At 75.0% G+C, this 24427-nt stretch carries 24 protein-coding genes and 1 other RNA gene; 18 read left to right on the top strand and 7 right to left on the bottom strand.

Annotated features, from left to right (window positions below):
* The first annotated feature begins 110 nt into the window (after positions 1–110).
* From ACI79A_RS06475 to nadA, 7 genes are all read left to right on the top strand, one after another.
* Positions 111–3878, top strand: coding sequence for an ABC transporter ATP-binding protein (locus ACI79A_RS06475; protein ID WP_457081151.1), 3768 nt, complete (start codon positions 111–113; stop codon positions 3876–3878).
* A gap of 97 nt (positions 3879–3975) precedes the next feature.
* Positions 3976–4494: a GNAT family N-acetyltransferase gene (locus ACI79A_RS06470; protein WP_457081149.1), complete on the top strand. Its 519-nt coding sequence runs from the start codon at positions 3976–3978 to the stop codon at positions 4492–4494.
* Between the two features lie 137 nt (positions 4495–4631).
* A complete protein-coding gene (locus tag ACI79A_RS06465) occupies positions 4632–5759 on the top strand; it encodes an L-dopachrome tautomerase-related protein (RefSeq protein ID WP_457081147.1) in 1128 nt (375 codons plus the stop codon).
* Between the two features lie 86 nt (positions 5760–5845).
* Positions 5846–7045: a Nif3-like dinuclear metal center hexameric protein gene (locus tag ACI79A_RS06460; RefSeq protein WP_457081145.1), complete on the top strand. Its 1200-nt coding sequence runs from the start codon at positions 5846–5848 to the stop codon at positions 7043–7045.
* A gap of 136 nt (positions 7046–7181) precedes the next feature.
* Positions 7182–7922 (top strand): zinc ribbon domain-containing protein, encoded by a 741-nt coding sequence (locus ACI79A_RS06455; RefSeq protein WP_457081143.1) that lies wholly within the window; start codon positions 7182–7184, stop codon positions 7920–7922.
* Positions 7923–8001: 79 nt separating this feature from the next.
* Positions 8002–9093: a bifunctional RNase H/acid phosphatase gene (locus ACI79A_RS06450; RefSeq protein ID WP_457081141.1), complete on the top strand. Its 1092-nt coding sequence runs from the start codon at positions 8002–8004 to the stop codon at positions 9091–9093.
* A 79-nt stretch (positions 9094–9172) separates the two neighbouring features.
* The gene (nadA, locus tag ACI79A_RS06445) at positions 9173–10189 is read left to right on the top strand and encodes a quinolinate synthase NadA (RefSeq protein WP_457081139.1); all 1017 of its coding nucleotides are present in this window, start codon (positions 9173–9175) and stop codon (positions 10187–10189) included.
* Positions 10190–10291: 102 nt separating this feature from the next.
* Here nadA and ACI79A_RS06440 read toward each other — a convergent pair whose 3' ends face one another.
* Complete coding sequence (locus ACI79A_RS06440) at positions 10292–11047, bottom strand: sulfite exporter TauE/SafE family protein (RefSeq protein ID WP_457081137.1); 756 nt, start codon at positions 11045–11047, stop codon at positions 10292–10294.
* Positions 11048–11071: 24 nt separating this feature from the next.
* Between ACI79A_RS06440 and ACI79A_RS06435 the strand changes: the two genes are divergently transcribed.
* The 4 genes from ACI79A_RS06435 to rnpB all read left to right on the top strand — a co-directional run bounded on the left by ACI79A_RS06435 (position 11072) and on the right by rnpB (position 14310).
* Positions 11072–11431: a DoxX family protein gene (locus ACI79A_RS06435; RefSeq protein WP_457081135.1), complete on the top strand. Its 360-nt coding sequence runs from the start codon at positions 11072–11074 to the stop codon at positions 11429–11431.
* 178 nt (positions 11432–11609) lie between these two features.
* On the top strand, positions 11610–13130 hold the full coding sequence (locus tag ACI79A_RS06430; RefSeq protein ID WP_457081133.1) for an MFS transporter: 1521 nt from the start codon (positions 11610–11612) through the stop codon (positions 13128–13130).
* Positions 13131–13150: 20 nt separating this feature from the next.
* Complete coding sequence (locus ACI79A_RS06425; protein ID WP_457081131.1) at positions 13151–13870, top strand: PIG-L deacetylase family protein; 720 nt, start codon at positions 13151–13153, stop codon at positions 13868–13870.
* Between the two features lie 29 nt (positions 13871–13899).
* Positions 13900–14310, top strand: an RNA gene (gene rnpB, locus ACI79A_RS06420) — RNase P RNA component class A.
* Between the two features lie 17 nt (positions 14311–14327).
* Here the strand turns inward: rnpB and ACI79A_RS06415 are convergent.
* The 3 genes from ACI79A_RS06415 to ACI79A_RS06405 form a co-directional block, all read right to left on the bottom strand.
* Positions 14328–15524, bottom strand: a complete 1197-nt coding sequence (locus ACI79A_RS06415) for a flagellin N-terminal helical domain-containing protein (protein WP_457081129.1) — start codon at positions 15522–15524, stop codon at positions 14328–14330.
* Positions 15525–15680: 156 nt separating this feature from the next.
* Positions 15681–15884, bottom strand: coding sequence for a hypothetical protein (locus ACI79A_RS06410; protein WP_457081127.1), 204 nt, complete (start codon positions 15882–15884; stop codon positions 15681–15683).
* A 110-nt stretch (positions 15885–15994) separates the two neighbouring features.
* Positions 15995–17110, bottom strand: a complete 1116-nt coding sequence (locus tag ACI79A_RS06405; protein WP_457081125.1) for an AMIN-like domain-containing (lipo)protein — start codon at positions 17108–17110, stop codon at positions 15995–15997.
* 140 nt (positions 17111–17250) lie between these two features.
* Here ACI79A_RS06405 and ACI79A_RS06400 point away from each other — a divergent pair, with 140 nt between their 5' ends.
* Positions 17251–17661 carry a YkvA family protein gene (locus ACI79A_RS06400; RefSeq protein ID WP_457081123.1) on the top strand — a complete coding sequence of 137 codons (411 nt, stop codon included), beginning with the start codon at positions 17251–17253 and terminating at the stop codon, positions 17659–17661.
* Between the two features lie 2 nt (positions 17662–17663).
* On the opposite strand, the gene ACI79A_RS06395 is transcribed toward ACI79A_RS06400, so the two are convergent.
* Positions 17664–18734, bottom strand: a complete 1071-nt coding sequence (locus ACI79A_RS06395) for a hypothetical protein (RefSeq protein WP_457081121.1) — start codon at positions 18732–18734, stop codon at positions 17664–17666.
* Positions 18735–18803: 69 nt separating this feature from the next.
* On the opposite strand from ACI79A_RS06395, the gene ACI79A_RS06390 reads away from it, so the two are divergent.
* Positions 18804–19223, top strand: a complete 420-nt coding sequence (locus tag ACI79A_RS06390; RefSeq protein ID WP_457081119.1) for a MarR family winged helix-turn-helix transcriptional regulator — start codon at positions 18804–18806, stop codon at positions 19221–19223.
* A gap of 13 nt (positions 19224–19236) precedes the next feature.
* On the opposite strand, the gene ACI79A_RS06385 is transcribed toward ACI79A_RS06390, so the two are convergent.
* On the bottom strand, positions 19237–19581 hold the full coding sequence (locus tag ACI79A_RS06385) for a hypothetical protein (protein ID WP_457081117.1): 345 nt from the start codon (positions 19579–19581) through the stop codon (positions 19237–19239).
* Between the two features lie 166 nt (positions 19582–19747).
* On the opposite strand from ACI79A_RS06385, the gene ACI79A_RS06380 reads away from it, so the two are divergent.
* Genes ACI79A_RS06380 through ACI79A_RS06370 form a run of 3 tightly spaced genes read left to right on the top strand, consistent with a single transcriptional unit; the run spans position 19748 to position 21400 of the window.
* A complete protein-coding gene (locus tag ACI79A_RS06380) occupies positions 19748–20878 on the top strand; it encodes a baeRF2 domain-containing protein (RefSeq protein ID WP_457081115.1) in 1131 nt (376 codons plus the stop codon).
* Positions 20879–20907: 29 nt separating this feature from the next.
* The gene (locus ACI79A_RS06375; protein WP_457081113.1) at positions 20908–21165 is read left to right on the top strand and encodes a DUF2795 domain-containing protein; all 258 of its coding nucleotides are present in this window, start codon (positions 20908–20910) and stop codon (positions 21163–21165) included.
* Between the two features lie 19 nt (positions 21166–21184).
* Positions 21185–21400 carry a hypothetical protein gene (locus tag ACI79A_RS06370; RefSeq protein ID WP_457081157.1) on the top strand — a complete coding sequence of 72 codons (216 nt, stop codon included), beginning with the start codon at positions 21185–21187 and terminating at the stop codon, positions 21398–21400.
* Positions 21401–21451: 51 nt separating this feature from the next.
* On the opposite strand, the gene ACI79A_RS06365 is transcribed toward ACI79A_RS06370, so the two are convergent.
* Positions 21452–22471 (bottom strand): LacI family DNA-binding transcriptional regulator, encoded by a 1020-nt coding sequence (locus ACI79A_RS06365; protein WP_457081111.1) that lies wholly within the window; start codon positions 22469–22471, stop codon positions 21452–21454.
* Between the two features lie 240 nt (positions 22472–22711).
* Here ACI79A_RS06365 and ACI79A_RS06360 point away from each other — a divergent pair, with 240 nt between their 5' ends.
* Both ACI79A_RS06360 and ACI79A_RS06355 read left to right on the top strand, forming a co-directional pair.
* Positions 22712–23848, top strand: coding sequence for an endo-1,4-beta-xylanase (locus ACI79A_RS06360; protein WP_457081109.1), 1137 nt, complete (start codon positions 22712–22714; stop codon positions 23846–23848).
* Positions 23849–23984: 136 nt separating this feature from the next.
* Positions 23985–24416, top strand: coding sequence for a ChaB family protein (locus ACI79A_RS06355; RefSeq protein ID WP_457081107.1), 432 nt, complete (start codon positions 23985–23987; stop codon positions 24414–24416).
* Positions 24417–24427: the final 11 nt, after the last annotated feature.

The following is a 24427-nucleotide window of genomic DNA, read 5'->3' as shown; positions in this document are numbered from 1 at the left end:
CCCCCCCCCCCCCCCCCCCCCCCCCCCCCCCCCCCCCCCCCCCCCCCCCCCCCCCCCCCCCCCCCCCCCCCCCCCCCCCCCCCCCCCCCCCCCCGCCCCGGATCCGCCTCGTGACGCGATCTCCCGGCACCCACGGTGAGCAGGGTCCCGCCGGCGGTTGGCTGCGCCGGCTGACCGGCTACTGCCTGCGCCACCGCCGCGACCTGTTCGGCGCCTTCGCCGCGGCGCTGGCCGGCTCGGTGATCGCCGCGCTGGCGCCGCTGCTCACCCGGGAGGTCGTCGACCGGGTGGTCGCCGGCGCCGACGGCGGGGGCGACGTCGACGTGACCCCGTTCGTGGTCGCGCTGGTGCTGGCCGGGGTGTTCCGCTTCGCCGCCGGGTTCGTCCGCCGCTACCTGGCCGGCCGGCTCTCCCTCGACGTGCAGGTGGACCTGCGCAACGACGTGCACACCGCCCTCGCCCGCCTCGACGGACCCGGGCAGGACCGGCTGCAGACCGGGCAGGCGGTGAGCCGCTCGATCAGCGACATCACCCTGGTCCAGGGGCTGCTGGCGTTCCTGCCCAACCTGACCGGCAACGCGCTGCTGTTCGTCGTCTCCCTCGGGGTGATGGCGTGGCTGTCGCCGCTGCTCACGGTGGTGGCGCTCGCCGTCGGCCCGGCGCTGTGGTGGCTCGCGCTGCGCTCCCGGCGCGACCTCTTCCCGGCCAACTGGGCCGCCCAGCAGCAGGCCGGCGTGCTGGCCGGCGACGTGGAGGCCGCGGTCTCCGGCGTCCGCGTGGTCAAGGGCTTCGGTCAGGAGGACCGCGAGCTGGACCGGGTCGACGCCGGCGCGCGCACGCTGTTCGGGGCGCGGATGCGGGTGGTGCGCTTCACCGCCCGGTACAACCCGCTGCTGCAGGCGGTGCCCGCGCTGGGCCAGGTCGGCGTGCTGGCGCTGGGCGGCTGGCTGGCGCTGCGCGGCTCGATCAGCCTGGGCACCTTCCTCGCCTTCGCCACCTACCTGGCCGTGCTGGTCTCCCCGGTGCGGCAGCTGGCCGCGGTGCTCACCATCGGCCAGCAGGCGCGGGCGGGCGTCGAGCGGGTGCTGGAGGTCATCGACACCTCCCCGACGCTGGTCAGCGGGTCGGCGCCGCTGCCCGCGGGGCCGCTGACCGTCGAGCTGGACGACGTCACCTTCGGCCACGACGCCGACCGGCCGGTGCTCGCCGGGGTGTCGCTGCGGATCGAACCGGGGGAGACCCTCGCGCTGGTCGGCAGCTCGGGGTCGGGGAAGTCCAGCGTGGTCAGCCTGCTGCCGCGCTTCTACGACGTCTCCGCGGGAGCGGTGCGCGTGGGCGGGGTCGACGTCCGGGAGCTGGACACCACTGCGCTGCGGGCGGCGCTGGGCGTGGTCTTCGAGGACAGCTTCCTGTTCTCCGACACGGTGCGGGCCAACATCGCGTTCGGCCGGCCCGACGCCACCGACGCCGAGGTCCGCGCCGCCGCCCGGGCCGCCCAGGCCGACGGATTCATCACCGCGTTGCCGGAGGGGTACGACACCGTCGTCGGCGAGCAGGGGCTGACGCTCTCCGGCGGGCAGCGGCAGCGGGTCGCGCTGGCCCGCGCGCTGCTGCCCGATCCACGGGTGCTGGTGCTCGACGACGCCACCTCGGCGGTCGACGCCGCGGTGGAGGCGCGGATCCACGCGGCGCTGCGCACCGCCGTCCAGGGCCGGACGACGCTGCTCGTGGCGCACCGCCGCTCGACGCTGACGCTGGCCGACCGGGTGGCGGTGCTCGACGGCGGGCGGGTGGCCGACGTCGGCACGGTGGCGGAGCTGGAGGCCCGCTCCCCGCTGTTCCGCGCGCTGCTCTCCGGTGCGGCCGAGGACCCGGGACCGGATCGCCGACATGGCCATCTCGGCGAAACGGGAGCTGGGCCGGTGGCGGGTGGGGTCACCGCGGCGGCCTGGCCCGCGGCGCCGCCGGCCGCCGAGGACGACGGCCCGCTGCGGGCCGCGGCGAGCTCCATCGGCGGGCGCGGCTCGGCGATGGCGGCCGCGGCACCGACCGCCGCGCTCAAGGAGCTGGTGCGCCGGCTGCCGCCGGGTGACGACCGGCCCGACGTGCCCGCGGACCGGGCCCGGGCACCCGAGCCGGACTTCACCCTGCCCGGCCTGCTGCGCCCCTTCCGCTGGGTCCTCGCGGGGGCGCTGGTGCTGGTCGCGATGGACACCGCCGCCCAGCTCGCCGTCCCCGCCCTGGTGCGGGAGGGCGTCGACGACGGGATCACCGCCGGCTCGCTGCCGCTGCTGCTGGGCATCTCCGGGATCGCGCTGGCCGTCGTGCTGGCCGACGTCGTCGCCGCCCGCGGCGCCGCCTGGCTGACCGGACGCACCGGTGAGCGGCTGCTCTACACGCTGCGGGTGAAGACCTTCGCCCAGCTGCAGCGGCTCGGCCTGGACTACTACGAGCGCGAGCTCGGCGGCCGGATCATGACCCGGATGACCACCGACGTCGACGCGCTGTCGGCGTTCCTGCAGAACGGGCTCACCACCGCGGTGATCAGCGTGCTCACCCTGGTCGGGGTGCTGGTCGCGCTGTTCTGGTTCGACGTCGAGCTGGCGCTGGTGCTGGTGGCCTCGCTGCCGGTGCTGGTGGTCGCCACGGTGTGGTTCCGGTCCCGCTCGGTGCCCGCGTACACCGAGGCCCGCGAGCGGGTCAGCGCGGTCAACGCCCGGCTGCAGGAGGACGTCGCGGGGCTGCGGGTCACCCAGGTGTTCGCCCGCGAGGAGCGCTCGACGGCGGTGTTCCAGGAGCGGGCGCGGGAGTACCGCGACGTTCGGCTGCGGGCGCAGCGCTACATCGCCACCTACTTCCCGTTCGTCGAGTTCCTCTCCGAGGTGGCCGCGGCCGCGGTGCTCGCGGTGGGTGCGGCCCGGCTGACGGCGGGCAGCATCACCCCCGGCGTGCTGATCGCCTTCATCCTGTACGTGAACACGTTCTTCTCCCCGGTGCAGTCGCTGTCGCAGGTGTTCGACAGCTACCAGCAGGCCTCGGTCGGGCTGCGCCGGCTTCGCGACCTGCTGCGCACCCCGACGTCCACCCCGGCGGCGGCCGACCCGCGCCCGGTCGGCCGGCTGCGCGGGGAGGTGCGGCTGGCCGACGTCACGTTCGCCTACCGCGGGGCGCCGTCGCCCGCGCTGCGCGGCGTCTCGCTGACCGTGGCGCCCGGGGAGACGGTGGCCCTGGTCGGGGAGACCGGAGCGGGGAAGTCGACGGTGGTCAAGCTGGTCGCGCGGTTCTACGACCCGACGTCCGGCACGGTGTGCGTGGACGGCGCCGACCTGCGGTCGCTGGACCTGCTGCAGTACCGGGCGCGGCTGGGCGTCGTCCCGCAGGAGGCGTACCTGTTCGCCGGCACCGTGCGCGACGCGATCGCCTACGGCCGGCCCGACGCGACCGACGCGGAGGTCGAGGCCGCGGCCCGCGCGGTCGGCGCGCACGAGATGGTCGCCGCGCTGCCCCAGGGCTACCGGACGCGGGTGGGGGAGCGCGGCCGGTCGCTGTCGGCGGGGCAGCGCCAGCTGCTGGCGCTGGCCCGGGCCGAGCTGGTCGACCCCGACGTGCTGCTGCTCGACGAGGCGACCGCCTCGCTGGACCTGGCCAGCGAGGCCGCGGTGACGCGGGCGGCCGACGCGGTCGCGCGCCGGCGGACGACGCTGGTCGTCGCGCACCGGCTGACGACGGCGGCCCGCGCGGACCGGGTGGCGGTGCTCGACGGCGGACGGATCGTCGAGGTCGGACCGCACGCCGAGCTGCTGGCGGCCGGCGGGCCGTACGCGGCGCTGTGGGCGGTGTTCACCGCCGACGAGGACGCCGCCCCGCTGCCGGCCTGAGCACGGTGCGGCAGGTGCCCGGTTCGCGGTGGTCCTGGGCAGTGAGCGCACATCGCCCGGCCGGGAAGTCGCTTGCTCGACATGTCAGGGTGCCGACATGTCGACCGGTCGACACGAGGTGCGGACCGCCGCGGCGGCCGACCTCGCGGAGCTCCCGCCCGTCGAGGCCGCAGCCGACGGGCTGTTCGCGCCGCTGGGCATCACCGACCTGCCCGCACCGGCCAGCCCGGCCGAGCGGGCAGCCGCCTGGCGGGTGCTCGTGGTGGGCCGCCCGGTGATCGGCTTCGCCGTGCTGGAACGGCTCGACGGCGCCGTCCACCTGGAGCAGCTGTCGGTGCACCCCGCCCACGGCCGGCGCGGCGTCGGCGCGAGCCTCCTGGCGGCGACCGTCGCAGCGGCGGGGGAACGTGGCGCCGATCGGGTCACGCTGCTCACGTTCGCCGAGGTGCCGTGGAACGCGCCGTTCTACGCCCGCCACGGGTGGCAGCCCCTGGAGGAGCTCACGCCGGGGCTGGCCGCGCTCCGCCGTCGTGAGGTCGCGCTCGGCCTGGACCGGCACGGCCCCCGGGTGGCGATGGTGCGGCCGCTGACCGCCGGAGACCTGCTGCCGGCCTGACCGCTGGGCGAGCACTGTGCGGTAGGTGCCCGGTGCACGCCGTTCCGGGGCAGCGAGCGCACATCGCTCGGCGGGGCGCGGTGGTGCGACCGCTCACCTGACGTTGCAGCGGGCGTTGTGCGGGGCACAACACGTCCATGACCGAGACCAGCACCGTCGGGGACCTGCAGGCCGACCGCCCGCTCGGCGAGCTCGAGGTGGTGCACGCGTTCACCGACGGGCCGATGCCGACCGGCGTGTCCGTGTCGCACGCCGGCCGGGTGTTCGTGAACTTCCCGAAGTGGGGTGACGAGGTGCCGGCCACCGTCGCCGAGATCCGCGACGGGCAGGTCGTCGCCTACCCGGACCAGGCATGGAACGACCCCCGCAGCGACGACGACCGAGATGCCTTCGTCAGCGTGCAGAGCATCGTCGTCGACCCCGCCGACCGGCTCTGGGTGCTCGACACCGGCTCGCCGCTGTTCCAGCCCACCCAGGTCGGCGGGCCCAAGCTGGTCTGCGTCGACCTCGCCACCGACCGCGTCGTGCAGACGATCGTCTTCCCGCGCGAGGTCGCGCTGGAGACCACCTACCTCAACGACGTGCGCTTCGACCTGAGCCGCGGGGAGGCCGGCGTCGCCTACATCACCGACTCGGCCGACTCGGGCGAGAACGCGATCATCGTCGTCGACCTGGCCACGGGGGAGTCCTGGCGGCGGCTGCGCGACCACCCCTCGACCAAGGCGGTCACCCCGCCGGAACTGCTCCTCATGGTGGAGGGCCGGCCGTTCCTGGAGCAGCCCGAGCCGGACGCCGAGCCGCAGCCGGTGGCGATGGGCGCCGACGGGATCGCCATCTCCGCCGACGGCGCCCGGCTCTGGTACTGCCCGCTGGCCTCGCGGCACTGGTACAGCGTCAGCACCGACGCCCTGGTCGACCGCGGCTCCGACGACGCCGCGGTCGCGGCCACGGTCGTCGACGAGGGCGACAAGGGCTGCGCCGGCGACGGGCTGGAGACCGACGACGCCGGCAACCTGTACGCCACCGCCGGCGAGCAGAACGCCATCCTCCGGCGCCGGCCGGACGGCACGATGGAGACCGTCGTGCACGACCCGCGGCTGCTGTGGCCCGACACCATGTCGGTGGCCACCGATGGACACCTCTACGTCACCGCCAACCAGCTGCACCGGCAGTCCCGTTACAGCGGCGGTACCGACCTGCGCCGGTACCCCTACGTCCTGTTCCGCACGCCGATCGGCGCCGGCCCCCTGCTCCTCCGCCGGTGAGCGCCACCGCTCCCGAGGGGTACCGGGCGGTCGATGGATCGCGCACAACAGGCCGGCGCCGGGCAGCTGCCCTACAGTCCGATCCCGTGGCCCAACCGGTGGACGACGGGACGACGACGGTCCGGCAGCTGCCCGTGCCCGGAGCCCCGCTGAGGGAGGTCGTCGCCGCGCTCGAGGCGCGCTACGACCCCGAGCTGACCGAGAAGTGGGACGCCGTCGGCCTGGTCTGCGGCGACCCCGCGGAGGCGGTGCGGTCGGTCCTCTTCGCCGTCGACCCGACCGCGGCCGTGGTCGACGAGGCGATCGCCACCGGCGTGGACCTCGTCGTCACCCACCACCCCCTGCTGCTGACGCCGGTGCACGGCGTCCCGGCCGACGACCCCAAGGGCCGGCTCGTGCACCGGCTCATCCGCGCCGGCATCGGGCTGTTCGTGGCGCACACCAACGCCGACCGCGCCGCCGAGCACGGGGTGAACGATGCGCTGGCGGCGGCCCTCGGCCTGGTCGACACCCACCCGCTGGACCCGGTGGGCGCGCCGCGGACCGACACCCTCGTGGCGTTCGTGCCGGTGGCCGGCGCCGACCGGCTGGCCGACGCGCTGGCCGAGGCCGGGGCCGGGGTGATCGGCGAGTACACCCGCTGCGTCTGGCAGACGACGGGCACCGGCTCGTTCATCCCCGGCGGCGACGCGCACCCCGCGATCGGCGCCCAGGGCCGGCTGGAGCGGGTCGCCGAGGCGCGGCTGGAGATGGTGGTCCCGCGGCAGGCCCGGGCCGCCGTGCTGCGGGCGCTGCAGGAGGGGCACCCCTACGAGGACCCGGGCTACGCGCTCTTCGAGAACACGGCGACGCCGTCCCGCGCCGGGCTCGGCCGGGTCGGGGAGCTGGCCGAGCCGACGACGCTGCGCGAGTTCGCCGAGCGGGTGTCCCGCGCGCTGCCGGCCACCCCGGGCGGCGTCCGGGTCGCCGGCGACCCCGACCGGGAGGTGCGCACGGTCGCCGTCTGCGGCGGCAGCGGCGGGTCGCTGCTGGAGGCCGCGACCGCTGTCGGCGCGGACGTCTTCCTGACCAGCGACCTGAAGCACCACGCGGTGTCCGAGGCGCGGGAGGTCCCCGGCCCGGCGCTGGTCGACGTCGCGCACTACGCGTCGGAGTGGCCCTGGCTGCCGGTGGCCGCCGACCTGCTGCACCGCGACCTCGACGGCCGGGTGCAGGTCGCGGTCTCCGAGCAGCGGACCGACCCGTGGACGTGGCAGGTGCCCGGCGCTGCCCCGTCCGGCAGCTGACCTTCCCCGCGCCGTCCCGGCGGGCGGGGCGGCGCGGGTAGTCGAAGGACCCCCGTGCCCCCCCACCACTCGCAGGCTCGCGGTGGGGCCCTGCACGGGGGCCGACGAGCGAGGACGTGCCCGGTAGGTTGATGGCGTGCAGGCTGACCACTTCGACCAGCAGAAGCTGCTGCGTCTCGCCGCGGAGGACGTCGCGCTCGCGCAACTGGCCCACCGCCGGCGGACCCTTCCCGAGCTCGCCGCCGTCGAGGCCGCGCTGGAGGCGCAGCGGACCGCGTCCGACGACGTCGTCCGCGCCGAGACGGTGGTCCGCGACCTCGACCGCGAGCAGAAGCGGCTGGAGAGCGACGTCGACACCGTGCGCCAGCGGGCCGACCGGGACCAGCAGCGGATCGACTCCGGGGGCGCCACGCCCAAGGAGATCACCGGGCTGCAGCACGAGCTGGAGTCACTGCAGCGGCGCCAGGGTGACCTGGAGGACCAGGTGCTCGAGCTGATGGAGCGCCGGGAGGCCGCCGACGGCGCCCTGGCCGCGGCGCAGGCGGCCGAGGCTGCGGCGCAGGCCGACCAGGAGCGCGCCGAGCAGGCGCGGGACGCCGCGCTGGCCGAGATCGCCGAGGGCGAGCAGCAGCACACCGCCAAGCGGGCGGAGATCGCCGCGACCGTCCCCGCCGACCTGCTGAAGCTCTACGACCGGGTCGCCGGGCAGACCGGCACCACCGGTGCCGCGGAGCTCAAGGCCCGCCGTTGCCAGGGTTGCCGGATCGAGTTCTACGGTGTCGAGCTCGCCGGGTACCGGGCGGCCGACCCGCACACGGTGATCCGGTGCGAGAACTGCGGCCGGGTGCTGGTGCGCACCGCCGAGTCCGGGCTGTGAGACGTCCGAAGGCGGCGGTGCCGGGAGCGTCGCGAGGAGCACCGGCGATCGAGGAGCGGCCCGGGACCGGAGCCGAGCGATGAGAGAGCTCATCGTCGAGGCCGACGGCGGGTCGCGGGGCAACCCGGGGCCGGCCGGGTACGGCGCGCTGGTCCGCGACGCGGAGACCGGGCGGGTGCTCGCCGAGCGGGCCGAGTCGGTCGGGCGGGCCACGAACAACGTCGCCGAGTACGGCGGCCTGGTCGCCGGGCTGCAGGCCGCCCTCGACCTCGACCCGACGGCGAGCGTGGAGGTCCGGATGGACTCCAAGCTGGTCGTGGAGCAGATGTCCGGGCGCTGGAAGATCAAGCACCCGGACATGCAGAAGCTCGCCGTGCAGGCCCGCGACATCGCCCGCCAGCTGGGCTCGGTGCGCTACACCTGGGTGCCCCGCGCGCAGAACGGCGCCGCCGACGCGCTGGCCAACAGCGCGATGGACGGCAAGCCGGTGCGCCGCGACCTGGCGGCCGAGCCGGTGGTCGTGGAGGACGACGTCCAGCCGGTGGCCGAGCCAGCGCCCGTCGTCACGACAGTGACCCACCTGCTGCGGCACGGGCGGACCGAGCACACCCCCGAACGTCGTTACAGCGGCAGCAGCGACCTGCCGTTGTCGCAGCTCGGACGCGCGGACGCCGAGGCCGCGGCCCGGCACCTGGCCGGCCGGGGCATCGACGTCATCGTCAGCTCTCCGCTGCAGCGCACCCGGCAGACCGCCGAGGCCGCCGCGGCGGTGCTGGGCGTCCCGGTGGAGGTCGACACCGACCTGCGCGAGCTGGACTTCGGCGCCTGGGAGGGGCTGACCGCCGAGGAGGCGCGCGCGAAGAGCCCGCTCGCCCACCGCCGCTGGTCCGGCGCCACCGACGTCCGCCCCCCCGGTGGGGAGTCCGTCGCCGACGTCTCCGCCCGGGTCGCCCGGGCCCGCGCCCGCATCCTGGAGCGGCACGCCGGGAAGACCGTGCTGCTGGTCAGCCACGTCACCCCGATCAAGCTGCTGCTCGCCGCCGGGCTGGGCGTGGGCGACGAGATCGTGCACCGGGTGTTCCTCGAGGCGGCGTCGCTGTCGACGGTCACCTGGTCCGCCGACGGCCGCGCGTCGGTGCGGCTGGTCAACGACACCAGCCACCTCGGCTGACCCGTCCGCCCCGAGCCGCTGGCTCGGGCATGGACACTGGTGCCGACAGGTGAACAGCAAGCAGCCAGGAGCGTTCTGAATGACCGCGACGACCGCGCCCGCCCTCGGTGAGCGCACCATGAGCCCGGCCGAGTACGAGGCGTGGGCCGCCGAGGTCCGCCGGCTGGCCGACGAGCGCGGCGCCGTCGTCCTGGCGCACAACTACCAGGTGCCCGAGATCCAGGACGTCGCCCACTTCACCGGCGACTCGCTCTACCTGTCCCGGGTCGCCGCGGAGACCGACGCCCGGGAGATCGTGTTCTGCGGCGTGCACTTCATGGCCGAGACGGCGAAGATCCTCTCCCCGGAGAAGACCGTGCTGCTGCCCGACCACGCGGCCGGCTGCTCGCTGGCCGACTCGATCACCGCCGCGCAGCTGCGCGAGTGGAAGGCCGAGCACCCCGGCGCCGTCGTCGTCAGCTACGTGAACACCACGGCGGCGGTGAAGGCCGAGACCGACATCTGCTGCACCAGCTCCAACGCCGCCGACGTCGTCCGGTCGATCCCCGCCGACACCGAGGTCCTGTTCTGCCCCGACCAGTTCCTCGGCGCGCACGTCAAGCGGGTCACCGGGCGGGAGAACATCCGCATCTGGGCGGGGGAGTGCCACGTGCACGCCGGCATCAGCCCCAGCGACGTCCGCGCCCAGATCGCCGCCCACCCCGACGCGGAGGTGCTGGTGCACCCCGAGTGCGGCTGCACCACCTCCGTGCTCGACCTCGTGAGCCACGGCGACCTCCCCGCCGACCGCACGCGGGTGCTGTCCACCGGCGGCATGGTCGAGGCCGCGGTCGCCACCCGGGCACCGCAGGTGCTGGTCGCCACCGAGCTCGGCATCCTGCACCAGCTGCGGGCGGTGAACAGCGGCACCACGTTCATCCCGATGAACGACCAGGCGGCCTGCCGCTACATGAAGATGATCACCCCCGCGAAGCTGCTGGCCACGCTGCGCACCGGGGAGGGCGCGGTCGACGTCGACCCGGACGTCGCCGCCCGGGCCCGCCGCGCGGTGGAGGCGATGATCGCCATCGGCGAGCCCGGCCGCGGCGGGGAGTAGCACCACCGCCCGCCGGTTGTTGATCATCGGTGAACGGCTGGCCCGCCCGGCGTATCGAGCCGCTGTTCGCCGATGATCAACTCGGAGGGGCGAAGGCGCGCGTCAACCGCGCAGGAACAGGTAGATCGACACGGCCACGCCGAAGACCACGATGAGCACCCGCAACGGGGTGGTCGGGATCCGGGTGGCGACCCTCGCGCCCAGGTACCCGCCGAGCAGGCTGGCCGGCGCGCAGACGGCGACGTAGCCCCAGGCGACCGGGCCGAACAGCCCGAAGACGACGACGGTCACCGTGGCGGTGACGGTGGCGACCGCGCTCTTCATCGCGTTGGCCAGCTTGAGCCGGCCCAGGCCCAGGCCCAGGACGCCGACCAGGATCACGCCCAGGGCCCCGCCGAAGTACCCGCCGTAGACGGTGGCCAGGAAGAGCGCGACGTAGACCCAGGCCGCGTCGCGGGTGCGGGTCTCGTCGGCGGCGCGCCGCACCCGGCGGGTGATCAGCGGCTGGGCCAGCAGCAGCAGGCTGGCCAGCAGCACCAGCACCGGGACGATCGTGTCGAACGCCTCGGACGGCAGCGTGAGCAGCAGGATCGAGCCGACCGTGCCGCCCAGCACCGCGACGACGGCGAAGGCGACCAGCCGGCGGCGCTGCCCGACGTACTCGCGGCGGAAGCCGAGCACACCGCCGATGTAGCCGGGCCACTGGGCGATCGAGTTGGTGACGTTGGCCGCGACCGTCCCGAGACCGAGCGCGACCAGGACGGGGAAGAGGATCAGCGACCCGCCGCCGGCGATGGAGTTGACGCCGCCGGCGAGGAGGGCGACCCCGGCGGCGATGAGCAGGTCGACGGCGGACACGAGCGGCGAGCCTACTGTCGTCCCGTGCGGGAGCAGACGCGTGCGCTGGCGATGGCCGCCGGGATGACCGGCACCGGGGTGTTCCACCTGGTCCGACCGCAGGTCTACGACTGGATGATCCCGCCGGAGCTGGGGCCGGCCCGGCCGTGGGTGATCGGCAGCGGGCTGGCCGAGCTGGCCACCGCTGCGCTGCTCGCGGTGCCGGCGACGCGGCGGGCCGGGGGCTGGGCGGCGGCCGGGCTGCTCGTCGGTGTCCTGCCGGCGCACGCCCAGATGGTGCGGGCCACCCGGCGGCACCCGGCGAAGCTCGCGGTCGCGGTCGCGCGGATCCCGTTCCAGGTGCCGATGCTGCGGACGGCGCTGCGGGTGGCCCGCGGACGCTGAGTCGGTCGGGCGCCCCGTCGTCAGAGGGGTTGAGCCGCGCCGGCAGGGCCTGAGCCGCGTGCTGACGCGGCTCAGGCCCTCCTCGGGCGGCTCGACCCGGGGAGGGTCGGCCGCGGGATCCCGTCAGCCGGACGGGCCGGTCGCACCGATGTCAGCAGCAGGCCGCACAGTGGGTGCCATGCGAAAGTGGCTGCCGCTGGTGGCGATCTGCACCGGCACGTTCATGCTGCTGGTCGACGTGACCATCGTGAACGTCGCGCTCCCCGCGATGGCGATCGACCTGGACACCTCCTTCGGCCAGCTGCAGTGGGTCGTCGACGTCTACGCCCTGGCCCTGGCCGCCCTCGTGCTCGGTGCCGGCTCGCTCGCCGACGTGTTCGGCCGCCGCCGGCTCTACCTGATCGGGCTGGTGGTCTTCGCCCTCGCCTCGTTGGCCTGCGGGCTGGCGCCGGACGCCGGGCTGCTGATCGTCGCCCGCGGTGTGCAGGGCATCGGCGGCGCGATCATGTTCGCCACCACCATCGCGTTGATCAACACCAGCTACGAGGGCCGGGACCGCGGCACCGCGTTCGGCATCTGGGGTGCGGTCGTGGGCGCCTCCGCGGCGCTCGGCCCGATCCTCGGCGGTGCGCTGACCGAGCTGTCCTGGCGGTGGATCTTCTACGTCAACCTGCCGGTCTGCGTGCTCGCCGTCTGGCTGACCCTCTCCGCGGTGCAGGAGGCCCGGCAGCCCGGCGCCCCGCGGCCCGACGTCCCGGGCATCGCGCTGTTCACCCTGGGTGCCGCCGGCGTCGTCTTCGGGCTGGTCCGCGCGGCGGCCGACGGCTGGGGCGCGCCCGTCGCGTGGGGGCCGATCGTCGCCGGTCTGCTCGTGGTGGCCGGCTGGGTGGCGCTGGAGCTGCGCCGCCCGGCCCCGATGCTCGACGTCCGGCTGTTCCGGTCCCGCTCGTTCACCGGCATCATGATCGGCGCGATGGTGCTCAACGGCGCCGCGTTCGCCGCGCTCGTCTACACCTCGCTGTGGCTGCAGTCGGTCGGCGGGCTGTCGCCGCTGCAGGCCGGGTGCGTGTTCATCCCGCTCTCGGCGCTCAGCTTCGGCGTGGCGGCCGGAGCCGGCCGGTACCTGCAGACGATGCCTCCGCGCTGGGTCCTCGGCGGCGGGCTGCTGCTCGTCGGCGCCGGGTCGCTGCTGATGGCGCTGGTCGACGGCGACTCGACCTGGCGGGTGCTCGTCGCCGGGCTCGCCGTGCTGGGTGCGGGCGTCGGCACCGCCAACCCGACGCTGGCCTCGGCCGCGCTGGCCGCCGTCCCCCGGGAGCGCAGCGGGATGGCCTCCGGGGCGGTCAACACCTCCCGTCAGCTGGGGTTCGCCCTCGGCGTCGCGCTGCTCGGCAGCGTCTTCGCGGCGCGGGCGACCGCCCAGCTGCGCGACGCCGGGGTCCCCGACCCGGCCGGCACCGCCTCGGCGCTGAGCGCCGGGCAGGCCGGGGAGCTGGTCGCCAGCGCGCCTCCGGGTGCCCGGGCCGACCTCGCCGACCTGCTGGCGACGGCGTACGCCTCCGGGCTGCGGGACGTCTTCCTCGCCTGCGGTGCAGCCGGGCTGATCGGCGGGGTGCTCGTGCTGCTGCTGGTGCGGGCGGCCGCGCCCAGCGCCGGCGACCGGCCGGCCGCGCAGCCCGAGGCTGCGGCGCAGCACTGACCGCGGGCAGACTCCCCGGCATGGCCGCACCCTTCCCCGACGACTGGCAGCGCGCCCTCGTCGTCGCCGCGCACCCCGACGACATCGAGTACGGCCCGGCCGCCGCGGTCGCGGTGTGGACCGCGGCGGGCAAGGAGGTCCGCTACCTGCTGGCCACCCGCGGGGAGGCGGGCATCGCCGGGCTCGCGCCGGCGGAGGCCGGACCGCTGCGCGAGGAGGAGGAGCGGCGGTCCGCGGCCGTCGTCGGGGTCTCCGTGGTCGACTTCCTCGACCACGCCGACGGCGTCCTGGTGGCCGACCTGCAGCTGCGGCGGGATCTCGCCGCGGCGATCCGCCGGCACCGGCCGGACCTCGTGGTGACCATGCACGGCGGGGACACCTGGACCCCGCCGGAGGTGACGCCCGGCGCGCTGAACTCGGCCGACCACCGGGCGCTGACCCGCTCGGTGCTCGACGCGGTCGCCGACGCCGGCAACGAGTGGATCTTCCCCGACCTCCCCGAGACGCCGTGGTCGGGCGTGCAGTACGTCGCGGTGCACGCGGTCGGGTACCCGCCGCCGCACGTCGTCGACGTCGCCGCGGGGGTCGAGCCCGCCGTCGCCTCGCTCACCGAGCACCGCCGCTACCTGGCGGCGCTCTCCGACGACCCGGTCGAGGAGCAGGCCCGTCGCCAGGTCGACATGTCGACGCTCACCGAGGACGGCGGGCGTCGGGTCGGCTTCCGGATCTTCTGGGGCTGAGCAGCGGGTAGGCTGGCCGGCACGACGGACGAGTCGGCTGGGCGGTCGCGTCGGTGGGGGAGACCCCGCCGCCGAGGAACGTCCGGGCTCCACAGGGCAGGGTGGTCGTTAACAGCGACCCGGGGTGACCCGCGGGACAGTGCCACAGAGAACAGACCGCCAGTGCGTGCACTGGTAAGGGTGAAACGGCGGTGTAAGAGACCACCGCACACCGGGTGACCGGTGTGGCTCGGTAAACCCCACCCGGAGCAAGGTCGAAAACGGACGGCGGTCGGAGCGATCCGGACGCCGTCCTGCGCAGGCGTTCGAGGGCTGCCCGCCCGAGCCTGCGGGTGGACCGCTCGAGCCTGCCGGCAACGGCAGGCCCAGATGGATGGCCGCCCAACGGGGTGCCGCGAGGCCCCCGGGGACAGAACCCGGCGTACAGGCCGACTCGTCCGTCGCCCCCGCCGGGCGGTCAGCCCAGCAGCTTCAGCACGTTCTGCGGGGTCTGGTTGGCGTGGGCCAGCATCGCCGTCCCGGCCTGGGCGAGGACCTGGACGCGGGTGAGGACGGTCGTCTCCGCGGCCATGTCGGTGTCCCTGATGCGTGACTCCGCCGCGGCGGTGTTCTCGATCGACACGCCGAGCCGGGCGATGGTGTGCTCCAACCGGTTCTGCGCCGCGCCGAGCTCCGCCCGGGTCGAGGAGACCCGGGCGATGGCCGCGTCGATGAGCCCGATCGCGCCGTCCGCACCGGTGGGACCGGAGTACCGGGGCGTGAGCGCCGCCGCGTCCGCCGGGGTCGATCCGGGAGCCGGGGCGTCGCCGACGAAGGTCAGCGTGGTGGCGTCGGCGTGCATGTAGCTCAGCGAGGTGCCCAGCGCGGCCGAGAGCGCGTCGTGCAGCCGCACCAGCTGGTCACCGGAGTGGGTCGCGCCCGAGTAGTCGACGGTGCTGAGGTCGAAGGACCTCCCGTTGTAGGTGATCGTGCCGGTCAGTCGGGCGTATGCGGGGCTGAGGGCACCGCCGGTGAGGAAGTCGTCGCCGGTCAGCGCCACCGAACCCGCGGCCGGGGTGCCCTCCGCGTCGGACACGGCGGCGGTGACCGTCCCGGTGAGACGCGTGGACCCGGTGACGTCCACCGGTTCCAGGCCCAGGTCGGTGGCGCTCATCCCGGCGCCGGGGGAGCCGATGGCCACGGTGAGCGTCTCGCCGGCGTTCGCACCGACCTGGAAGTGGCCGGTGTAGTCGCCGTCCAGCAGCGGGCGGCCGTTGAACGACGTGGTGGCGGCGATCCGGTCGACCTCGGCCTTGAGCTGGTCGACCTCGGTCTGCACCCCGGCCCGGGCCGTGTCGTCCAGCGCGCCGTCGTTGGCCGCCTGGACCGCCAGGTCGCGCATCCGCTGCAGCAGCGCGGTCGTCGCGGCCAGCGCTCCCTCGGCAGTCTGCAGGACGCTGATGGCATCGCGGCTGTTGCGGACCGCCTGCCGCATGCCCCCGAGCTGGGCCCGCAGCCCCTCCGAGACCGCCAGGCCGGCGGCGTCGTCCGCGGCCCGGTTGATCCGGAAGCCCGAGGACAGCCGTTCGAGCGACCGGCCCATCGCGCGGTCGGTCTGGGTGAGGGCGCGGTGCGCCGACAGCGACGCGGTGTTGGTGACGACGCTCAACCCCATGCGGGCGTCCTCCGGAGTGTGGGGGCGCCTGCCGCATCCGTGCGGCAGGCCTGCGCCGTACACAACGGCGGTGGCCTCCCCGACTCCAGTCGAAGCGGGAACTGGTCACGCAGCGCAGGGTGCTCGGAGGGGAGTCACACCGGACCCCGCCACCACTCAGTCCAGGTCGGGGGCGACCTCGGCGACGATCGCCCGGAACGTGCGGGTGTCGACCTCGTCGTCCACGGTGACCCGGACGATGTCGCTGACCTGCTGGTGGGTGGCCGGGCCGCAGGCGCTGACCCGGGCCGCGGCGATCAGCCGGAGCTGGTGCAGGCGGGCGGTCGAGGAGGCGGCCGGGGAAGGGCGGTTCTCGCGCATGGACGGACGGTAGGGCGATCGTCCACCGGTGCCGCGCGGGTCGGGCGACGTGTCGTGGACGACCGACCCCGGGCACCACACGGAGCCCAGCGGCCCCGGCAGCCCCGCGATCAGCCGGCGGCGGTGATCTCCAGGGTCTCGGCCATCCGGTCCAGGACGCCGACGTTGCGGGCGTAGTCGAACTGCGGCAGTCCGACGGTGTCGAACACCAGCGTGCGCGGACCGTCGTCCCCGTCGGGCAGGCCGATGACGTAGCTGGTGGAGCGGATGCCCTCCGGCCAGAGCCCACGCCCCTGGCTCGCCCGCTCCACCCGCACCCCGGGGCGACCGTCGACGCTGGTCTCGCGGCGCTGCAGGTCCCGGTCCGGGTCCGGCGCGGCGATCCGGTCCACGGCCACCGGCTCGATCGACGCGGTGATCGCGCCCATGCGCGCGTCGGTTCCCGGGGGGACCGTGAACGCCTCCGGCGCGAACCGGGTGCACGCCGGCGCGGTCTCCCCGGAGTTGACCGCCCAGCCCTCGGGGTAGCTGACCGCGAAGCCGGCCGGGCTCTCGCACCGCTGGCTCAGCGGGACGGTGCCCGACCGCTGCTCCGCGAGGACGTCGACGACGATCCGCTGCGGCTCCGCCAGGAGGCCGACCGCGAACGGGCGCCGCTCGTCCAGGCCGGCGAAGAAGGTGGCCCGCCCGCCCAGCAGGGCGCCCCGGACCAGCGTGTCCAGGGCGCCCGCGTCGGTGAGGCGCAGGTGCTCCGGCCCGTCCCACGGCTCGACCCCGGCCGGCGCGTCACCGGGCAGCGCGATGTTGGTCAGCGTGATGCCCAGGTCGGCCTCGCCCGGGACGTCGACCTCCTGACCGGATCCCGCCGACCGGGGCTCGTCGGTGTACCCGACCTCCCAGCCGGCCAGCCCCTCGCCGGCCAGCTCGAAGACGACCCGGTCGAAGGCCTCGTGCGCACCGAGCCGCACGTCGACGAGGGCCACCGGTGCACCGGCCCCCTCCGCCGCGGAGTCGACCGTGTCCGGCGCGCCGATCGGCTCCAGGGAGCGGTCGGCCGGGTCCTCCCCGGGGAGGCGGTCGCCCGTACCGGTGGCGCCGGGCGTGCCGGTCGCGCTGGTCGTGCCGGTCGCGCCGGTGGAGGGCTCGGCCGGGGGGTCCTCGGTGGCGGAGGAGCCGCAGCCGGCGAGGAGGAGGGTCGCGCAGGCCCCTGCGAGGAGATGGCGCATGTGCCGGAGAGCCTTCCGATCTCGGGTCCAGGTCACCGGGGGAGTTGCCGCTCCGGCAGCAGCCGAACGTCGGACGGGTGGTTCTCCACGAGAGCGTCATGTGCCCGCGGCGCTGTGGGCGAGCGGACGGATCGGCCAGGATGGTCGTCGTGGGCGGGTGGTGGACGGCGCTGGTCACCGGGGTGGTGGTCGTGCTGGCGAGCTGGGCGCTGCTGGTCCTGCTGGCCCGGACGTTGCCGCCGGGCACCGCGCGGGAGCTGGCCCGCTTCCTGCCGGCCTGCGTCGTCGCGGTCCGTGCGCTGCGCCGGCACCCCGCCGTGCCGCGCCGGGCCAGGGTGGCGCTGGCGGTCGCCGGGCTGTGGGTGCTCTCGCCGGTCGACCTGATCCCGGAGTTCCTGCCGGTCATCGGCCCGCTGGACGACGTCGTCGTCGTGGCCCTGGCCTTGCGCTACGCCGCCCGCCGGGTCCCCCGCGACGTCCTGCTGGATGCCTGGCCGGGCGACCGGCGGATGATCGAGCGGCTGCTCGGCGCCCCGCGGGCGGCGGCCTGAGGTCAGGCGGCGACGGTCTCCTCGATCTCCTCCTCCGCGCCGTCCGCGCGGTGGTGAGGCGGCACGGGGGCGGGCGTCGCTCGCTGTGCGCGGCGTCGTTCGGCGGCTGCGGCGATCGCGGTCAGCGCCGCCCCGGCCAGCGCCCACAGCACGAGGGTGAGCACCTGGCGGCCGATGCCGAGGTCGGGGAAGTAGAGCAGGCGGCGGGCGGCCTCCACCAGCCCGGAGCCGATCCAGAACTCGTGCAGCGCGCCGAAGAAAGCCGGCTGCAGCGCGGGGGCGAACACCCCGCCGGCCGACGTGAAGTTGAGCATGACGAACAGCCCCACCAGGGTCGCGGTCGTCCAGCGGTCCAGGAAGGTGTGGAGCCCGATGCCGATCAGCACGACGGCGCTGACGTAGAGCCAGGCCAGGGCGCCGATCGACCAGGCCGCGCTCGGCAGCGCGCCGTACAGCGGCCCGGCGACCAGGGTGGCCAGGGCGGCGATGACCCCGGCGGCGGCGATCCCGAGCAGCACCCGCACCCGCATCCGCAGCCGGCCGCCGGCCGCGGCGATCGCGATGGCGGCGCTGTACCCGCCCACCGACAGGGCCACCAGGTGGAAGAAGGCGCCTTGCCCGGTCGGGTCGCTGGGCGCGGTGGGCACCACGTCCTCGACCTGCAGCGGGAGGCCCTGGGCCAGGGCGACCGGGGAGAGCATCCGCTCCACGGTCACGGCAGTGGTGTCCGACGCGGCGGTGGCCACCAGCAGGGTGGGTCGTTCCGGGTCGGGCACGTAGGCGCCGGCGGCGTCGAGGTGGGCGAGCTCGGCGCGGGCGTCGTCGACGGTCGGCACGGTGCGCACCGCGGCGGCGTCGCCGAAGGAGTCCTGCAGCTGCTGGGCGAGCACGGCCGGTTCGGGGCCGGTGCCGACGAGGTCCAGGCGCAGCCCGTGCGGCTCGGGCTGGTGGAAGCCGCCCAGGTACGCCAGCGCCATCCCGGTGGCGAGGAGGACCGGCGCCGCCAGATGGCTGAGCACGTGCCGGACGACGGTGCCGGTGGGCAGGTCAGGGGGAGTGGCGGCCGAGCTCATGCGACGTCCTTGAGGTTGTAGATTGCAACTCGACGAACGGGTTGCACGATACAACTTCTTGGGGTCGCGATGGCGAGGGACCAGCTGGCCGCAGCGGTGCAGCGTGAGCTGACGGTCTTCGCACGGCGGGTACGAGGCCTGCCGCAGCGACTCGACCAGGAGCTCTCGTTCGTGGCGCACTCGATGCTCAGCTCGATCGACGCGGCAGGCGGGTGTCGCGGCGTCGACCTGGCCGCGCTCTACCGGCTGGACAAGTCGACGGTCAGCCGGCAGGTCGGCGACCTCGAGCGCCGGGGGCTGGTGGCTCGCGGCCCCGCCGGTGGTCGGGGTCGGCTGCTGCGGGTCACCGCGGCCGGGCAGCGGGTGCTCGCCGAGGCCGCGGCCGCCCAGCGGGCCGAGCTGGCCCGCCGGGTGGCCGCGTGGAGCGACGACGAACTGGCCGCCTTCGCCTCGGCCCTGCAGCGCTACAACGCGGCGGAGCCGGACTGACCGGCCGGCTGGCTCAGCCCGTCGAGCGGGGCTGGGCCGGGTTGGTCGGGTCGCCCTGCGACGGCGGGTTGATCACCGGGCCGGTCGTGGCCTCCGAGACGGGCGACCCGCCGGCTGCGGCCGGGGCGTGCTCGGGCTGCGCGCCCTCCGGGTCGCCCCCGGACGGCTGCGCGCCGGACTTCAGCTCGTCGAGCCGGTGGGTCATCGCCTGCACCACCTGCACGCGGTTGGCGTGCGACTGCTCGTAGTCGAGCACGGTCTCCAGCTGCTGGGCGTCCAGCGTGCGGATGCGGGAGGTCAGGCTGCCCACGGGCAGGTGGTCGTAGTCGGGCAGGGGCAGGGTGTCGTGTTCGGCCATGCCGGCTCCTCGGGTGCGTGGCGGCAACGTGTCCGGCTCCGCCTACCCGAGGGGCCGGGACTGACACACCGGGTGTGAGGCCCGGGGGCGTGGGTAGGCCGCGACGACGCACGTTGCGGTCCCCACCGGGGCCGCGAGACGAACGATCGAAGGAGCTGCTCACCCGATGGACGTGTCCTTCCTGGAGCCGGTGTTCGCCGCCCCGGGCCCGTACGCCACCGTCTGCGTGGACGTCACCCACACGACCGAGAACGCCGATGCCGAGGTGGAGCTCCGGGTCCGCGCCGCCTGCGACGAGCTGGCCGGGCAGGGGGCGCCCGAGACGGTCGTCGAGGCCGTCCGCAGCCGCCTCCTGCAGGTCAACGAGGGTGGCCAGCTGGCCACCCTGCGCGGCCGGGCGCTGATCGTGGCCGGCGACGGCCGGATCGTGCTCGACCAGGTGCTCGCCGACGCGCCGCGTGAGCCGCTGGCCTCCTGGTCTCCGCACCCGCCGCTGCTGCCGGTGCTCCGCCAGCTGGCCGGTCGGGTGCCGCACGTGGTCGTCGTCGCCGACCGGGTCGGCGCCGACGTCTCGGTCGCGACCCTCGCCGGGTACCCGGAGGAGGAGACGGAGGTCGAGGGCGACACCTTCCACATGCGGAAGGTCAAGGTCGGTGGCTGGGCGCACAACACCTACATGCACACCGCCGAGAACCAGTGGGAGGAGAACGCCGGCCAGGTGGCCGACGAGGTCGACACCCTGGTCAAGCAGCACAAGGCCCAGTTCGTGCTGCTCGCCGGTGACGTCCGGGCCACCCAGCTGATCGCGGACAAGGCCACCAAGGAGGTCTCCGACGTCCTGGTGAGCATGACCGAGGGCGGCCGGGCTGCCGGCGCCGACCGGGAGCCGATCGAACGGCGCGCCGTCGAGCTGGTGGCGGAGAACGAGGCCCACGAGCAGTCCGGCGCCGTCGAGCGGGTGCAGGCGTCCAGCGCCCACGGGCTCGCGGTGACCGGGACGGCCCTGGTCGTCGAGGCGCTGCGCAAGGCCCAGGTCGAGGAGCTGGTCCTGGCCGACGACATCGCCGACGAGGGTGACCTGCTGGTCGGCCCCGACCCGCTGCAGATCGGCGTGGACGCCGCGGACATGAGCGCGCTCGGGGTGGACGGTGCGGAGTCCGTGCCCGCCGACCGGGCGCTGCTGCGCGCCGCGATCGGCAGCAGCGCGCGCGTCGTCGTCGTCCCCCGGACGGCGATGCCCGGCGACATCCCGGTGGCCGCCGTCCTGCGCTACACCGACGACTCCACCGCCAGCTGAGCCCGCCCACCCCGATGAACGGAGCACCGATGACCGACCCCCACCAGCCCGCCACCTCCCCCGGCACCGACTCGCGCGACGTCGAGCGACGGGCGCAGATCGCCCAGGTGCTCGGCAAGGACGTGTGGCCGGCCGACCGCGACACCCTGGTGACGAAGGCGCAGGAGAACAACGCCCCCGACGGCGTCCTCTCCGCTCTGCACCGGCTGCCGGCCGACACCGAGTTCACCAACGTCCAGGAGGTCGCCGAGGCCCTGGGCATGGGCACCGAGCAGCACCGGTTCTAGGGAGCTCGTCGTGCCGAGCATGAAGGACCCGACGCCGGAGGCGCTGGCCAACGTCACCGACGAGAACGTGGACTCGCGGGCCGAGCTGCTGCCCGAAGAGCGGTCGGTCGGCCCGAGCGCCGATCCGGAGCTGCAAGCCGCGGTGATCCTGGCCGAGTCGGAGGAGCGAACGGTGCACGCCGACCCCGACGACGCCCAGGGCGGGCACCGGCAGAGCTCGGACACCGCCGACTGAGCCCGCGCACGGCAGCGCCCCCGAGGAACTTCTCGGGGGCGCTGCCGTGCGTCAGGCCCGCGCGGGAGCGGTGCTGTCCCGGACGACCAGCTCGGTGGCCAGCTCCAACCGGGGGCTCTCCACCGGCTCGCCGCGGACCAGCCGCAGCAGGGTGCGGGCGGCCACCATGCCCATCTCGGCCAGCGGCTGGTGCACCGTGGTCAGCGGTGGCGAGGACCACTGGGCCGCCGGCAGGTCGTCGAAGCCGACGATGCTGACGTCCTCGGGCACCCGCAGCCCCCGGCGCCGGACCGCCTCGTAGACGCCCATCGCCATCTGGTCGTTGGCCGCGAAGACCGCGGTCGGCGGCTCGGGGAGGGCCAGCAGCCGGCTCGCCGCGGCGAACCCGGACTCGTAGCCGAAGTCGCCCTCCAGCATCAGATCGGGATCGACGCGCAGCCCCGCCGCGGCCAGCCCCGCGCGGTACCCGCCGAGCCGGGCCCGGCTGCAGGAGAGCGACGGCGTGCCACCCACGTAGCCGATCCGGCGGTGTCCCAGGCCCAGCAGGTGCTCGGTGGCGCTGACCCCGCCGGCCCAGTTCGTCGCGCCGATGGTCGGGACGTCGAGCGCCGGCACGCCGGCGGGGTCGATCACCACGGCGGGCACGTGCAGCTCGCGGAGCTCGGACTCCAGCGCCGGGTCCAGGGCGCTGGTGACCAGCACCGCGCCGTCGCTGGCCCGGGCGCGCAGGTTGTCCAGCCACACCCGGGCGTCGCTGGCCCGGCGGTGGATCGCGCTGATCACCGTGCCCGCACCCTCGGCGTGCACGGTGCCCTCGACGCCGCGGATGATCTCCACCGCCCAGGGGCTGTCCAGGTCGCTGAACACCAGGTCGACGAGCTTGGGGGTCTCCGGGGCGCGCCCACCGCGCCGCTGGTAGCCGTGCGAGCGCAGCAGGGCCTCGACCCGCTGCCGGGTGTGCGGGGCCACGTCGGACCGGCCGTTGAGCACACGTGAGACCGTCGGCACGGACACCCCCGCCTCGGCCGCGATGGCCGCGATGGTGACCGTGCGCGTCTGGGTCTCGGACACGGACCCCTCCTCCTCGTCGGAGGGTCCACCCTACGGCTCGGGGACACGCCCACCAGCCCCGACCGGGTGAGACCGGGACACGCCGACCGCCTCTTGCCACGGCTCACAGCCGTCCTTAACGTGCCGCACATCACTTCCGGAAAACTCCCGGAACTGGCAACGTCGCCGACGAGAGGTTGCGCCATGCGCCCCCAGCGGTCCCTGTCCCGAACGTTCCTCCGGTGCGCGGTGGGGGTGGGCATGCTGCCCGTCCTGCTCGGCGCGACCCTGGCCCCGGCCGCGGCCGCCCCGGCCGGGGAACGCGGTCGAGCACCCGACCACGCCGTGGAACAACGCGTCCAGAAGACCCTCGACCGGCTCGGCCTGCGCACGGTGGCCCCCGACGACCTGGCGATCGGCACCGCGGTCGCCGGGGGCGGGCACCACCTGGAGCAGGACTACCCCGACCCGTTCACCTACGACAAGCCCTACCGCAAGGCGCTGGCGCGGGAGTTCAGCTCCTTGTCGCCGGAGAACCAGATGAAGTGGGAGTTCATCCACCCCGAGCAGGACCGGTACGAGTTCGCCGCCGCGGACGCGATCGTCGAGTTCGCCCAGCGCAACGGGCAGGCCGTGCGCGGCCACACCCTGCTGTGGCACAGCCAGAACCCGGCGTGGCTGGAGGAGGGCGACTTCACCCCCGACGAGCTGCGCGCGATCCTGAAGGACCACATCCAGACCGTGGTCGGCCGGTACGCCGGCAAGATCCAGCAGTGGGACGTCGCCAACGAGATCTTCACCGACGGGGCGAACCCCACCTTCCGTCCGGAGAACATCTGGATCAGCAAGCTCGGCCCGGGCATCATCGCCGACGCCTTCCGCTGGGCCCACGAGGCCGACCCGCAGGCGAAGCTCTTCCTCAACGACTACGCCGTCGACGACATCGGGGCCAAGAGCGACGCCTACTACTCGCTCGCCCAGGACCTGCTGGCCGAGGGCGTGCCGCTGCACGGCTTCGCCACCCAGTCGCACCTGAGCTTCGAGTACCCGTTCCCGGCGACCCTGCAGGAGAACCTGCAGCGCTTCGACGACCTCGGCCTGGAGACCGCGATCACCGAGCTCGACGTGCGCATGCCGCTGGGCGAGAACGGCCGGCCCACCTGGCAGCAGCTGGACCAGCAGGCCGACTGGTACCGCATGGCCCTGCAGGCGTGCCTGCGCGTGGAGGAGTGCAACAGCTTCACCATCTGGGGCTTCAACGACAAGTACTCGTGGGTGCCGCACTTCTTCGAGGGCACCGGCGCGGCCAACGTGATGTTCGAGGACTACACGCGCAAGCCCGCCTACTGGGCGCTGGCCGTCACGCTCGCCAAGGCCCGCTGGCTGAACTGGCGGTGACCCGGGCGCCGGGTCGGCGCGCCACGCTGCCGGCCCGGCGCTGAACCGCGCCCGGTGGGGAGCCCGGTGACTGGCCGGGCTCCCCACCGGGTAGCCGTCCGAGGTCGACCCGTCCCGACGACCGAGGAGAACGGCCGTGCCGAAGACCACGAAGAGCGGTGACGCGAAGCAGAGCGAGCTGCCCAGCACGCTGCAGCGCTCCGACGAGAAGGCGCAGCGGACCTTCGCCAAGGCGCACGACTCCGCCGCCGACGAGTACGGCGACGAGCAGCGGGCGAACCGGGTCGCGTGGGGTGCGGTGAAGCACACCCACGAGAAGGTCGGCGACCACTGGGAGCCCAAGGAGGGCGGCAAGAAGGGCCCCAGCGACGAGCAGTCGGCCAGGGGCAACGCCGACACCGACTACGACAGCAAGGGCGGGGTCGACGCGAACGCCTCCAAGTCCCACCTCTACGACCTCGCCAAGGACGCCGACATCCCGGGCCGCTCGACGATGGACAAGGACGAGCTGGCCGACGCCCTGCAGAAGTACAACGACCGGAAGACCGCCGACGCGCGGGAGAAGTGACCCGGCGACAC

It is taken from the genome of Modestobacter sp. SYSU DS0657 (assembly GCF_054050925.1).
Note: the sequence above shows the minus strand (reverse complement) of the source record. Positions and strands in the feature narration are given on the sequence as shown.